Genomic DNA, 12,491 nt, shown 5'->3' with positions numbered 1-12,491 from the left:
TGCACCAGATCCTGCGCCTGCCCCAGATCCCCCGTGTACGCGCACAGATGAACGGTCATCGACCGGAAATGCGCGTGGTAGAACGCATCGAACTCAACTCCCCCGGGCTCACTCGGCCGTGCGTTACCGGCCGCCAAGACCGGTGGTGAAGCGTCAACGCCTGGTTCTGTCGTCACCGTCACTCGTCCCTCCCCGTCCGGGCCCCTGCCCGAGGACGCCGGTTACACGTTCCGACGACGGCACCGGTTGCATTCGGGCGCGCCGAGTACGACGACGGGCCGGTCGACTGCGCCTGCGGTAACGTCGGTGCCCGTGACCAGCCCCTTACAGAGACTGTCGCTGGACGATCTCCGTCGCAGGACGAGCGAGAAGTGGCGACGGTACCCGTCGGACGTACTGCCGCTCTGGGTCGCCGAGATGGACGTACCGCTCGCGGAGCCGGTCGTCCGGGCCCTGACCGAGGCGATCGAGCTCGGCGACACCGGCTACCCGACGGGTACCACCTACTCCGACGCGCTCGCCGGATTCGCGCTCGACCGGTGGGGCTGGACACTGGAGCCGGCGCGGACCCGGCTCGTGCCGGACGTGATGATGGGCATCGTCGAGGTGCTCAGGCTGGTCACCGGGCAGGGCGACGCCGTAGTGGTCAACCCGCCGGTCTACCCGCCGTTCTACCAGTTCCTGACCAGCATGGGCCGGCGTGTTGTCGAGGCACCGCTGGACGACCGGCACCGGCTCGATCCCGACGCCCTCGACCGGGCGTTCGAGGATGCCGTGGCGGGCGGGCGGCGGGCCGCCTACCTGCTGTGCAGCCCACACAATCCCACCGGGACGGTGCATACCCGCGAAGAGCTGACCGCGGTCGTGGACCTGACCGGACGGCACGGAATACGGGTCGTGGTGGACGAGATCCACGCCCCGCTGGTGTACGCCGACACGACCTTCCTGCCGTACCTCTCACTGCCCGGCACCGGCCGCGGCTTCTCGCTGCTCTCCGCGTCGAAGGCGTGGAACCTGGCCGGGGTGAAGGCCGCGGTGGCGGTGGCCGGGCCGGACGCGGTCGCGGACCTGGACCGGATGCCGCCGGAGGTCGGCGACGGGCCGAGCCATCTCGGGGTGATCGGGCACAGTGCCGCGTTAAGGTCGGGCGGCCCGTGGCTGGACAGCCTGCTGACGGGTTTGGACGACAACCGCCGACTCCTCGGTGACCTGCTCGCCGACCAGCTTCCGCAGGTCCGTTACCGGCCGCCGGAGGGCACCTACCTGGCCTGGCTGGACTGCCGGGCCCTGGAGCTGCCGGACGATCCGGCCCGGGTGTTCCTGGAACGCGGGCGGGTCGCGTTGGTGCCCGGCCCCGATTTCGGCCCCGGCGGAGCGGGTCACGTCCGGCTCAACCTCGCCACCTCCGCCGACCTGCTCGCCGAGGCCGTACGCCGGATGGCCGCCGCCGTACGCTGACCGGCCCGACACCGGTCTCAAGATCACTACAACCTTTGCCCAGCTGTTAAATCTGTTGATCTCTATTGCTAGCGAGTCCCCTGGACTGGTACTCAATGGAGGAAGCTGATCAACAAACGGCCGGGGAGGTCGCGATGATCGTTGCTGCCCCATGGCCGAAGCGCCAGCTCCGAACACCGATCATCCGTACGGCAAGGGAGGCCGGACCGTCCACGCAGGAACGTGGTCGTGCTCCCCCGGCCGCGGCCTTCTGCATCGGGGCTGATGGCTGTGCTCACCTGTCGCTGTCCGGCGGGCACGGGAGCATCCGGAATCCGGGGCGACACGAACCGGTCCTCCCAGCGCACCAGGGAGACCACGCCTCGGGTCCACCAGGAAGGACCTACCGCTAGCGGCTCGGGGACGCGCGTCTCCGGGCCAGATGACGGCCGGCCGGCAGACCGGCCACGGAAGGCGAAACCAGATGACGATCAGTGAGACCCCGGGCCTGTCCCGTCGCATGTTGCTCCGGTCCACGGCCGCGGCCGGTGCCGCAGCCGCCGCGGCGACCGTGATCCACCCCGACGCGGCCTCGGCCCAGCCGGTCACGGCCCAGCCCTACGACGCGCTGGCCGCCGCGAAGGCCGCCGCCATCCCCACCCCGGAGCAGTACTTCGGTTTCCGGATCGGATCCGACGGCAAGCTGGCGACCTGGGACAAGATGGTCCCCTACTTCCAGCTCATCGCGGAGCAGAGCAACCGGGTGACGTACGAGGAGGTCGGCAAGACCACCGAGGGCAACCCGTACGCGCTGCTCACGATCAGCTCACCGAACAACCTCGCCAACCTGGACAGGCTGATCGAGATCAACAACCGGTTGGCCGATCCGCGCGGGCTGTCGCCGACCGAGGCGGAGGAACTGGCCCGCACCGGCAAGCCGTTCTACTTCGTGTACGCCGGCATCCACTCGACCGAGGTCGGCAACTCACAGGCCACCATCGAGTGGGCCTACCGGCTGGCCTCCGAGCAGTCCGAGTACATCAACCGGATCCTCGACGACCTGGTCATCCTGCTGGTGCCGTGCCAGAACCCGGACGGGCTCGTCAAGGTCAACGACTACTTCGTCGCGACCTCGGGCACCAACTACTCGCGCACCTACCCGGACCTGTACCAGAAGTACACCGGGCACGACGACAACCGCGACTGGTTCATGCTGACCCAGATCGAGAGCAACTTCGCCACCCAGATCCAGAACAAGTACCACCCGCAGGTACTCCAGGACTCGCACCAGGCCGGGTCGGGTGCACCCCGGATGTTCACGCCGCCCTACCTGTCGCCGTACGACCCGAACATCGACGCGATCACGGTGCAGCAGACCGACGCGCTCGGGCTGGCGATGCAGCGGGGCATGACCGCCGCCGGTATGAAGGGCGTCGGCTGGGGCATGACGTACGACTACTGGACGCCGTCGCGGCAGTACTGCGTCTACCACAACTCCGTACGCATCCTGACCGAGGCGGCGAGCTGCTCGAACCTGGCGTATCCGCAGGTCAGCTCAGGCCCGATCGGTAGCCAGGAGTCGACGATCAGCTTCATCGAGCCGTACGACCAGAACACCTGGACGCTGCGGCAGATCGTCGACTACGTCTCGCAGGCCTTCTACTCCGGCATCGAGGCGGTTGCCTACGACCGGTACAACTGGCTGTTCAACTTCTACCGGGTCGGGGTGAAGGCGGTCACCCGGACCAGCCCCCGCGCGTACGTCATCCCGGCCGGTCAGCGCGACCCGCAGGCGGTCCGGGACACCCTGGACATCCTGTTCAAGGGCGCCGTCGAGATCCACCAGGCGCAGGCGGCGTTCTCCGCCGGCGGCCAGCAGTACCCGGCCGGGTCGTATGTCATCTACCTGAACCAGCCCTACGGCGGGTTCGCCAAGACCCTGCTGGAGGTGCAGGAGTACCCGCACCTGCTGGAGTACCCCGGCGGGCCGCCGCAGCGGCCGTACGACGTGACCGCGCAGACCCTGCCGATGCTGCTCGGCTTCAAGGCGAACCTCGTCACCGGCTCGTTCTCGGCCAGCGTCAAGCTGCTCACCGAGGTCAAGGCACCGGCGGTGACCATGCCGGCGGCACCGCCCAGCACCGGCGCGTACGTCATCGGCCCGGAGTCGTACGGTGTCTTCCAGATCGTCTCCCGGTTGCAGCGGCAGGGCATCCCGACCTTCCGCGCGGCGGCGCAGTTCGTCGACGGTGGACGTACCTTCCCGCCGGGCACGTTCGTGGTGCCGCCGACCGACGCGGCCCGGCAGATCCTGCAGAACCAGTCCCGCAACACCGGCATCCCGATCTCCGCCATCTCGGCGGTTCCCCGGATCGAGGGTGTGCAGCTCAAGCCCGGCACCCGGATCGGCATGCTGAAGCCGGCGAACAACCTGCAGTCCGGTTGGCTGATGTGGATCTTCGATCAGTACGGCGTGAACTACTCGGTGGTGAAGGCGCAGGACTACAAGAACCTGGCCGGCAAGTTCGACGCCATCGTCATGCCGCAGGGCGTGAGCAAGAGTTCCATCACCAACGGGTTGAACCGGAACAACTACCCGGAGGAGTGGAGCTGGGCCTTCGGCGTCGGCGAGGACGGCTGGGCGAAGCTGCGTGACTTCGTCACCGGCGGCGGAACCCTGGTCGCCTTCGGCAGCGGGGCTAGCACGGCCCAGCAGTTGTTCGAGCTGCCGCTGCGGTCGATCCTGCCGAACGACGACTCCGTCTTCTACTGCCCCGGCGCCCTGCTCAGCCAGGAGATCGACGCCAACAACCCGGTCGCCTGGGGCATGGACCCGCGCAACCCGACCTGGTTCGACGGGGACCGCGCGTACGAGCTCACCGACCCGAACAAGTACCCGGTACAGGTGGTGTCGAAGTACCCGGCCAGCGGGGAGCAGTTGCAGAGCGGTTGGTTGATCGGCGGTGAGTACCTCAACGGCGCGGTCAACGGCCTGTCCTGGAGCGTGGGCAGCGGCTCCGTGGTGACCTTCGCCAGCGAGATCGCGTTCCGCACCTGGAACCGGGCCGAAGAGAAGATGATCTTCAACGCGATGTACCACGGACCGGCACAGAAGCTCACCCCGGACCAGTTCGAACGCCTGGGTCGGTAACACCACTCCGACCGGGTGGGGCGGGGCCGTCGACAGCGGCCCCGCCCTGCCCCACAAAAACCCGCTAGACCAATCTGTAGAGGAGGCTTTGGTGGCCGCTGTCATGGTCGAGCTGCGCGGCGTACGCAAGTCGTTCGGCGACCTCGAGGTCCTCAAGGGAGTCGACCTCACCGTGGCCCGCGGTGAGGTGGTGGCCATCGTCGGCCCCTCGGGCGGCGGCAAGAGCACCCTGCTGCGCTGCGTCAACCTGCTCGAACCGGTCACCGCCGGCCAGGTCTTCCTCGAGGGCGAGGACCTGACCGCACCCGGTGTCGACCTCAACCGGGTACGTCGCCGCATCGGCATGGTCTTCCAACAGTTCAACCTCTTCCCGCACCTGAACGCGCTCGACAACCTCACCCTTGCGCCCAGGAAACTGCTGCGCACGCCACGGGCCGAGGCCGAGGAGCGCGCCCGTACGCTCCTGCACCGGGTGGGGCTGTCGGACAAGGCGCAGGCGTACCCGAGGCAGCTCTCCGGCGGCCAGCAGCAACGGGTCGCCATCGCCCGCGCGCTGATGATGGACCCGCACGTGATGCTCTTCGACGAGGTGACCTCCGCGCTGGACCCGGAACTGGTCAGCGAGGTCCTCGACGTGATGCGCGACCTCGCCCGGTCCGGCATGACGATGCTGTGCGTCACGCATGAAATGGGCTTCGCCCGCGAACTCGGCGACCGGCTGGTGTTCGTGGACGGCGGCGTGATCGCCGAGCAGGGACGGCCGGCCGAGGTGCTGGACCACCCGCAACACGACCGTACCCAGCAATTTCTCCGCAAGGTATTGAGATGACCCACCGTAGGTGGACGAGAGGAATTCGGATGAGATCGCGAATTGGCCTGATGGTGCTCGCCGTGGCGCTGGCGCTGACCGCCGGTTGCTCCGACAGCGGCGGTGACGGTGGGACGGACAACGGTCCGGCCGGCGCCCCGGTCGACGTGGGCGCTCCGCTGCCGGGCAACGTCAAGGACAGGGGCAAGCTCGCGATCGGCGTCAAGTGCGACTACCCGCCGTTCGGTTACATCGACGAGGCGGCCAAGAACGCGGGCTTCGAGATCGACGTCGCCCGCAAGCTGGCGTCGTACGCCTTCGGCGACGGCAACGACGTCGAACTGACCTGCGTCACCGGGGCGAACCGCGTCTCGTTCCTTACCACCAACCGCATCGACCTGATCATCGCGACGATGAACTACACCGAGGAACGCGCCAAGACCATCGACTTCACCACGCCGTACTTTTCCAGCGGGGTGAAACTGCTGGTGCCGAAGGACTCGACGATCACCTCGTTCGCCGACGTCGCCGGCAAGTCGGTGATCAGCACCAACGGCGCCACCGCCAGCCTCTGGCTGACCCAGTGCATGAAGGACGTCAAGCAGGTGCTCTTCGGCCAGACCAGCGAGGCGCTCACCGCGCTCAAGCAGGACCGCGGGGACGCCCTGGCCCAGGACGACACCCTGCTGCTCGACCTCGCCTCGAAGAACCCCGACCTCAAGGTGGTCGGTGACAGCAAGGCGGGCAGCCCGTGGGGAATGGGCGTACGCAAGGGCGACACCGCGATGCTGGACTGGGTGAACGCCGCGCTGAAGAAGATGCAGGCCGAGGAGTTCTTCTGGACCGAGTTCCAGAAGACGGTGACCGACCCGAACCTCCAGCAGCAGTTCGCCAAGTTCGTGCCGCGGCCGGGGAACGACCTGAGCTACCCCACCGGACCCACGCTGGTCTGCTGACGACATGACAAACGCCGATGGTTACCGATTCGACCCGGGCTTTCTCGTCGACCACCTCGGCGAACTGGCCGGCGGTCTGGTCCGTACGGTCGAGATCAGCGCCATCGGCATGGCCGGGGCGCTCGTCGTCGGCGCCCTGCTCGGCGCGGTCTCGGCCTTCCGGGTGCCGGTCGCGCGGCAACTCGTCCGGGTGTACGTGGAGGTGTTCCGCAACACGCCGTTGCTGGTGCAGATCTTCTTCCTCTACTTCGCCCTGCCGGAGGTCGGGCTGCGGCTCGACGCCTTCACGGTCGGTTGGTTGTCCCTGCTGCTGTGGGGCGCGGCGTACAACGTGGAGAACTTCCGGGCCGGTTTCGAGGCGGTCGAGGCCGGTTACGTCGAGGCCTGCCGGGCGCTCGGCTTCTCCCGGCTGGCCGCCTTCGGCCAGGTCGGATTCCCGCTCGGCTGGCGGATCGCGCTGCCGTCGGTCACCAACACGCAGATCTCGGTGTTCAAGAACTCGTCGTTCATGATCGCGATCAGCTACCCGGAACTGACCGAGACGGCGGTGAACATCGTCGCCGTCTCCTTCCGGGTGTTCGAGATGTTCCTCGCCATCGGGGTCATCTACCTGGGACTGGTGTGGCTCATGTCGATCGGTACCCGGGCCGTCGAGCGCCGGTTCGCGATCCCAGGAGGAAACTGATGCCGCTTTGGGTCGGACCGGTCGCGAGCTACCTGGCCACCGGGCTGCGTACCACCGCGATGCTCGCCTTGACCAGCGTGCTGGCGAGCATCGCGGTGGGCGTGGTGCTCGGCACGCTGTTGACCCTGCCGAGCCGGCTGGTACGGGCCGTCGTCCGGGCGTACGTCGAGATCTGGCGCGGGCTGCCGATCATCATCATCCTGTTCTTCATCTTCTTCGTACTGCCGGTCATCGGTCTGACCGTCGACACCTTCACCGCGGCGGCGATCGGGCTGAGCCTGTGGGGCAGCGCCAACGTGGCGGAGGTCGTACGCGGTGCGGTGCAGTCGGTACCGCGTGGGCAGGCCGAGGCCGGTGCCGCACTGGGTTTTCCCTGGCCGAGCCGGATGCGGTACGTCATCCTGCCGCAGGCCACCCGGCGAGCCCTGCCGCCGCTCGTCGGTCTGGTCGTCAACCTCACCCAGCAGACCTCGCTGGCCGCGGTGATCGGGCTGCTCGACATCCTCGAGGCCTCCCAACGCTCGATCGAACGGCTCACCCTCGTCGGCGGCGACACCCACGCGGTGCCCATCCTCGGTGCCGTACTCGGCGTCTTCTTCGTCATCTGCCTGCCGCTCACCATGCTGTCGCGGTGGCTCGAACGCAGGCTCCGGTAGCCGAACCTGGTCCCGCCGCCGGCCCGTCGTGAAGCACGGCCGGCGGCGGATCAGAAGACGTCCCGCCGGCTGATCAGTAGGCCGGCGGTCAGGGCGAAGACGGCCGTGTACGCCACGAGCAGCAGTACGGCCGGTCCACCGGCGAGGATGTCGAGCACTCCGGGCGTGCCCTCGTCGCCGAAGGTGGTCGCGCCGAGCGCGCCGGCGAGGGAACCGGCCGCCGTCCCGGGCAGCAGGTCGGTCACCGCCGCCAGTGCGTCGAGCGCGTTCGCCACCGCGCGCAGCAGGTTCTCCACCACGAGCGCCCAGACCAGGCCCAGACCCACGGCAAGCGCCGGGCTGCGGGCCAGCGTCCCGACCAGCACGCCCGCGGCGGTCCACATGGCGTAGATCAGCGCCGCACCACCGTACGCCCGCAGCACCTCGGAGACCGGTGGCCAGCCCGGCGAGCGGGACTCGACGACGCAGACGAGTGCGGCGATGCCGAAGTTGACCAGGATCGTCGCGGTCACGAGGGCGAGGACCACCGCGGCCAGGGCGGTCAGCGTACCGCCGTAGGCCGCCGCCCGCGTCGGTCCCTGGGTCAGGACGGTCTTCCACGTCCCCCAGCCGTAGCCGCCGCCGATCACCAGCGCACCCAGGATCAGCAGGATCGCGCCACCGAACATGGGCGTTCCCGCCAGGGTGATCTCCGGTACGCCGGCCGGCAGCAGACGGTCGAGCAGCAGTTCCGGCGGCAGTCCTTCGCTCACCTCCGAGCCGCCGCCGGTGCGGTAGCCGACGTAGTCGAAGACGTAGCCGAACAGGATGTCGAGCAGCAGTCCCGCCCCCAACATCACCCACAGCACCGGCCACCGGCCCAGCCGGAGCAGTTCCGCGCGAGTGCTGGACAGTACCGACGCCGGTCCACGGGAAGAGTTCACGATTTCGCCAATCTCTGCTGCGTCTGGTCGGGTACGGATGCATCCGCCGCGGTGGTGAGCTGGAAGAAGACCTCCTCCAGCGAACGTTCGCAGACACGAAGTTCATGGAGCAGGACACCCGCCTCGACCAGTGCCCGCGCGATGTCGGGGGCCAGGGCGGCGTCCACGGCGAGCCGGATGCCGTCGCCGGAACGTTCGACCGCGTGCTCGCCGACGATCCGCACCACGACCGCCAGGGCACGCTCGATCGGGTCGGCCCGGACGTACAGCGAACCGACGCCCCGTAGCTCGGCGACCGTGCTCTCCGTGATCAACCGACCTGCGGAGATCACTCCGACCCGGTCACAGACCTCCTGCACCTCGCCGAGCAGGTGACTGGAGAGCAGCACGGTCTTGCCCTGCCGAGCCAGTTCCGCCAGCAGCTCCCGCATGTCCGCCATGCCCGAGGGATCCAGCCCGTTGGTCGGCTCGTCGAGCACGAGCAGGTCCGGGTCGCCCAGCAGCGCGGCCGCCACGCCCAGGCGCTGCTTCATGCCCAGCGAGTAGGAACGGAACGCCTCCCGGCCGGGTCCGCTCAAGGCGACCCGGTCGAGGACCGCGTCGACCTCGACATCCCCGAGTCCCCGGTAGCGGGCCATCACCCGCAGGTTGTCCCGCCCGCAGAGGTACGGGTAGAACCCCGGACCCTCGATCAGCGCCCCGGTCCGGGCCATCGCCGCCGGGTCGCCGGGTCGGTGACCCAGCACGCGAGCGGTGCCAGCGGTCGGGCGTACCAGTCCGAGGAGCATCCGCAGCGTGGTGGTCTTGCCCGCACCGTTGGCGCCCAGGAAGCCGTACACCTCTCCCCTTCGGACGGTGAGGTCGACGCGGTCGACGGCGGTGTGTCCGCCGTACCGTTTGGTCAGTCCACTGGTGGTCACGACTGTCTCGTTCACACCGGCAGCGTCGCAGCCGGCGGGGCCGCGCCACATCAGCCGGGAAACAGCTTCCGCGTACGCAGATCGACGTACGGGAGGTACGCGGGCGCGTCGATGCGTGGTGACGACACCGGCGCCTATCCTCGGCACCACACGCCGTATCACGCCCGTGCTACCGGAACGGATGCGGTGGCCGAGCCGGGATCCGGCCAACCGACTGCCGGACAGGGGGTGGGCGAGGATGCGTTCCCCCGACCGGACCCGTCGACACCTCGAAACCCGTCGACACCTCGAAACCCTCCGACACCACTGGGACGACTCCTGGCCGGTGCTGCTGATCCTGATTCCCGGCCTGGTCGGTACGCCCGGTGCCGGCGAGGGCGAGTCCGGCTGGAGCCGGGAACCGGACCTTTTCGCGTACGCCCTGGTCGTGTGCGCGGCGCTCAGTGCGTGCGTACTGCGCCGGCATCCGGGGGTCACGTTCGCCGGCTGCGCGGCGACGGTGGTGACCTACCTGGCGATCGGGTACCCGGTCGGGCCGATCCTGATCGCCGTACCCGTGGCGGCCGGCGGGGTGGCGCTCGCCTGGTCGCTGCGCCGGGCACTGGTCGGCAACATCGGCCTGGGCCTGGCGGTGCAGGTGGCCGGGGCGGTCCGGTTCGTGGCGGACGGGCCGGCGGCGGGCGGCGTGCCGCTGCTGGAGTGGCTGGCGCTCTCCTTCGCCGCGGTCGCCGTGCCGACCGCCATCGGTACGGCGGTCCGAATCCGACGGGAGTCCGAGGTCAGGGTGCGTACGGCGCAGGCCCGGCACGCGGTCTCGGAGGAACGGCTGCGGATGGCCCAGGAACTGCACGACTCGGTGGGACACGGCCTCGCGGTGATCGCGATGCAGGCCGGGGTCGCGCTGCACGTGCTGGCGCGCAACCCGGACAAGGTGCGGGAGTCGTTGGAGGCGATCCAGGCCACGAGTCGGGAGTCGTTGCGCGAGATGCGTATTCAGCTCGACGTGTTGCGTACCCCGGAGGACGACGACGCCCCCCGGCGGCCGGCGCCCGGTCTGGCCGACGCGGAGGTGCTGCTGGATCGGATCCGCGCGGGTGGACTCGGGATAACGGCCGATCTCCGGGCCGGTGACCTGCCACCGGAGGTCGACATCGTCGCGTACCGCATCCTGCAGGAGTCGCTGACCAACGTCCTGCGTCATGCCGGCGCGACGGTGGCCCGGGTACGGGTCACGCGGGTGGGCGACGACCTTGCCCTGGAGGTCGGCGACGACGGTCCGGCTGGCGGCGTCTCCTTCGCGGAGCGTGCCGGTGGACGTTCCGGCAGCGGGATAGCCGGCATGCGGGCCCGGGCGGAAGCCCTCGGCGGCGAACTCGAAGCCGGTCCGGCGCCCGAGCGGGGATTCGTGGTCCGGGCGAGGCTGCCACTGACGGGTCGGCGCGGCACTTCCGACGTGCCAGGATCGGCGTCATGATTCGTGTCGCGGTCGTCGACGACCAGGCCCTGGTCCGGATGGGGCTCCGCACGCTGCTCGACAGCGAGGACGACACCGAGGTGGTGGGCGAGGCCGCCGACGGTCGGGCCGGGGTGGCACTCGTCCGCCGGACCCGCCCCGACGTGGTGCTGATGGACATCCGGATGCCGCTGATGGACGGGCTGGCCGCACTGCGCGAAATCACCTCGGATCCGGCGCTGACCGGGGTACGGATCGTCATGCTCACCACGTTCGAACTGGACGAGTACGTCTTCGGTGCGTTGCGCGACGGTGCCAGTGGTTTCGTCCTCAAGGACTCCCCGCCGGACGAGTTGCTCCGCGCGGTACGGGTGGTCGCCGACGGCGCCTCACTGCTCTCACCCTCGGTGACCCGTCGGGTCATCCAACGGTTCAGCGCCGGCACACCCTCCGGCACTCCCCCACCCGAGCTGCAACGGCTCACCGACCGGGAACGGGAGATCGTGGCCTGGGTGGCGACCGGCCGCTCCAACGACGAGATCGCCGCCGAGCTGGTGGTCAGCCCGGCGACGATACGTACCCATGTGGGCCGTGCGATGGTGAAGTTGCACGCCCGCGACCGCGCCCAGTTGGTTGTCTTCGCCGTCCAGTCCGGCCTTACCCTGCCATGATCCGGGCGAATCGGTTCGGATGCGCCAGGTGCGGGAAGTGGCCGCTGCCCGGCAGGACGTCGACGACGACATCGGGCAGCGTCGACTCCAACCACCGCCGGTACGCCGGATCCGGCTCGTCGCCGCTCACGTAGCGGTACGGGATGCCGCTCGACCGGATGGTGTCCAGGTCCCGCAGCCGGCGCTCGCCGAGTTCGTCCGCGGGCGTCACCAGGATCTCGTTCCAGTACCCGAGGAGGAGGTCCTGCCGGGGAGTCGTCGCCGTCCGGACCAGTTCCCGCGCGTGCGGTGGCAGCAGTTCGAGGTGCATCCGGGCGAGCATCGAGTCCCAGACCTCGCCGTAGGCCGCGCTGCGCAGCACCGGTTCGGCCCGGCGCAGTGCCTTCCCGAAGTTGCCGACCAGCAGCGGCTGGTCCACGTTGACCACCCCGCGCGCCGGGTACGTGGCCGCGTAGATCGTCGCCAGCACGCCGCCGAGGGAGTGTCCCACCAGCACCGGCGCGTCGAGTCCGGCTTCGGTCACGGCCCGGTGGATGACCTCGGCGACCTCGTCGGAGTGGTAGGAGTTCCGCCGGGGCGAGTCGCCGTGGCCGGGCAGGTCGAACGCGATCACCCGCCGCCCCGGGTCGACGATCGCCAGTTCACGCAGGGCCGGTCCCCATTGGCGCCGGTCGTAGCTCATGCCGTGCAGCAGGACCAGTGGTGGCCGGTCGTCGTCGGCGCCGTAGCTGTCGGCGGCAAGATTACCGAAGTCCCGCGGAGGTGCGTCGTGCATGTCGTCTCCCGTCGCTCTGCCTTCACCGACAAGGCGTAACTCCGGTACGTACAACC

At 69.2% G+C, this 12,491-nt stretch carries 11 protein-coding genes and 1 pseudogene; 8 read left to right on the top strand and 4 right to left on the bottom strand.

Annotated elements, in window-relative coordinates:
- Window positions 1-182 (bottom strand): annotated as a pseudogene (locus tag AB0J90_RS32775) (SigE family RNA polymerase sigma factor); the annotation flags it as partial.
- 130 nt (window positions 183-312) lie between these two features.
- Between AB0J90_RS32775 and AB0J90_RS32770 the strand changes: the two are divergent.
- The 6 genes from AB0J90_RS32770 to AB0J90_RS32745 all read left to right on the top strand — a co-directional run bounded on the left by AB0J90_RS32770 (window position 313) and on the right by AB0J90_RS32745 (window position 7,693).
- On the top strand, window positions 313-1,458 hold the full coding sequence (locus AB0J90_RS32770; RefSeq protein ID WP_363602634.1) for an aminotransferase class I/II-fold pyridoxal phosphate-dependent enzyme: 1,146 nt from the start codon (window positions 313-315) through the stop codon (window positions 1,456-1,458).
- Window positions 1,459-1,921: 463 nt separating this feature from the next.
- On the top strand, window positions 1,922-4,588 hold the full coding sequence (locus tag AB0J90_RS32765; protein WP_363602632.1) for a M14 metallopeptidase family protein: 2,667 nt from the start codon (window positions 1,922-1,924) through the stop codon (window positions 4,586-4,588).
- A 103-nt stretch (window positions 4,589-4,691) separates the two neighbouring features.
- Window positions 4,692-5,417: an amino acid ABC transporter ATP-binding protein gene (locus AB0J90_RS32760; RefSeq protein WP_363602648.1), complete on the top strand. Its 726-nt coding sequence runs from the start codon at window positions 4,692-4,694 to the stop codon at window positions 5,415-5,417.
- A gap of 29 nt (window positions 5,418-5,446) precedes the next feature.
- The gene (locus AB0J90_RS32755; RefSeq protein WP_363602630.1) at window positions 5,447-6,352 is read left to right on the top strand and encodes a transporter substrate-binding domain-containing protein; all 906 of its coding nucleotides are present in this window, start codon (window positions 5,447-5,449) and stop codon (window positions 6,350-6,352) included.
- A gap of 4 nt (window positions 6,353-6,356) precedes the next feature.
- Window positions 6,357-7,037 carry an amino acid ABC transporter permease gene (locus tag AB0J90_RS32750; RefSeq protein WP_363602628.1) on the top strand — a complete coding sequence of 227 codons (681 nt, stop codon included), beginning with the start codon at window positions 6,357-6,359 and terminating at the stop codon, window positions 7,035-7,037.
- Complete coding sequence (locus AB0J90_RS32745; RefSeq protein WP_363602626.1) at window positions 7,037-7,693, top strand: amino acid ABC transporter permease; 657 nt, start codon at window positions 7,037-7,039, stop codon at window positions 7,691-7,693. The genes AB0J90_RS32750 and AB0J90_RS32745 overlap by 1 nt, the downstream gene beginning before the upstream one ends.
- A gap of 50 nt (window positions 7,694-7,743) precedes the next feature.
- On the opposite strand, the gene AB0J90_RS32740 is transcribed toward AB0J90_RS32745, so the two are convergent.
- The gene (locus AB0J90_RS32740) at window positions 7,744-8,616 is read right to left on the bottom strand and encodes an ABC transporter permease (RefSeq protein WP_363602624.1); all 873 of its coding nucleotides are present in this window, start codon (window positions 8,614-8,616) and stop codon (window positions 7,744-7,746) included.
- Window positions 8,613-9,551, bottom strand: a complete 939-nt coding sequence (locus AB0J90_RS32735; RefSeq protein WP_363602622.1) for an ABC transporter ATP-binding protein — start codon at window positions 9,549-9,551, stop codon at window positions 8,613-8,615. The genes AB0J90_RS32740 and AB0J90_RS32735 overlap by 4 nt, the downstream gene beginning before the upstream one ends.
- 223 nt (window positions 9,552-9,774) lie before the next feature.
- Between AB0J90_RS32735 and AB0J90_RS32730 the strand changes: the two genes are divergently transcribed.
- Both AB0J90_RS32730 and AB0J90_RS32725 read left to right on the top strand, forming a co-directional pair.
- A complete protein-coding gene (locus AB0J90_RS32730) occupies window positions 9,775-11,010 on the top strand; it encodes a sensor histidine kinase (RefSeq protein ID WP_363602620.1) in 1,236 nt (411 codons plus the stop codon).
- Complete coding sequence (locus tag AB0J90_RS32725) at window positions 11,007-11,660, top strand: response regulator transcription factor (protein WP_363602618.1); 654 nt, start codon at window positions 11,007-11,009, stop codon at window positions 11,658-11,660. The genes AB0J90_RS32730 and AB0J90_RS32725 overlap by 4 nt, the downstream gene beginning before the upstream one ends.
- Here AB0J90_RS32725 and AB0J90_RS32720 read toward each other — a convergent pair.
- Window positions 11,647-12,435 (bottom strand): alpha/beta hydrolase, encoded by a 789-nt coding sequence (locus tag AB0J90_RS32720; RefSeq protein WP_363602616.1) that lies wholly within the window; start codon window positions 12,433-12,435, stop codon window positions 11,647-11,649. The genes AB0J90_RS32725 and AB0J90_RS32720 overlap by 14 nt on opposite strands.
- Window positions 12,436-12,491 lie beyond the last annotated feature (56 nt).

Source organism: Micromonospora sp. NPDC049523 (assembly GCF_040676775.1).
Taxonomy (GTDB): Bacteria; Actinomycetota; Actinomycetes; order Mycobacteriales; family Micromonosporaceae; genus Micromonospora_G.
This window is presented reverse-complemented; position numbering and strand designations above follow the sequence as displayed.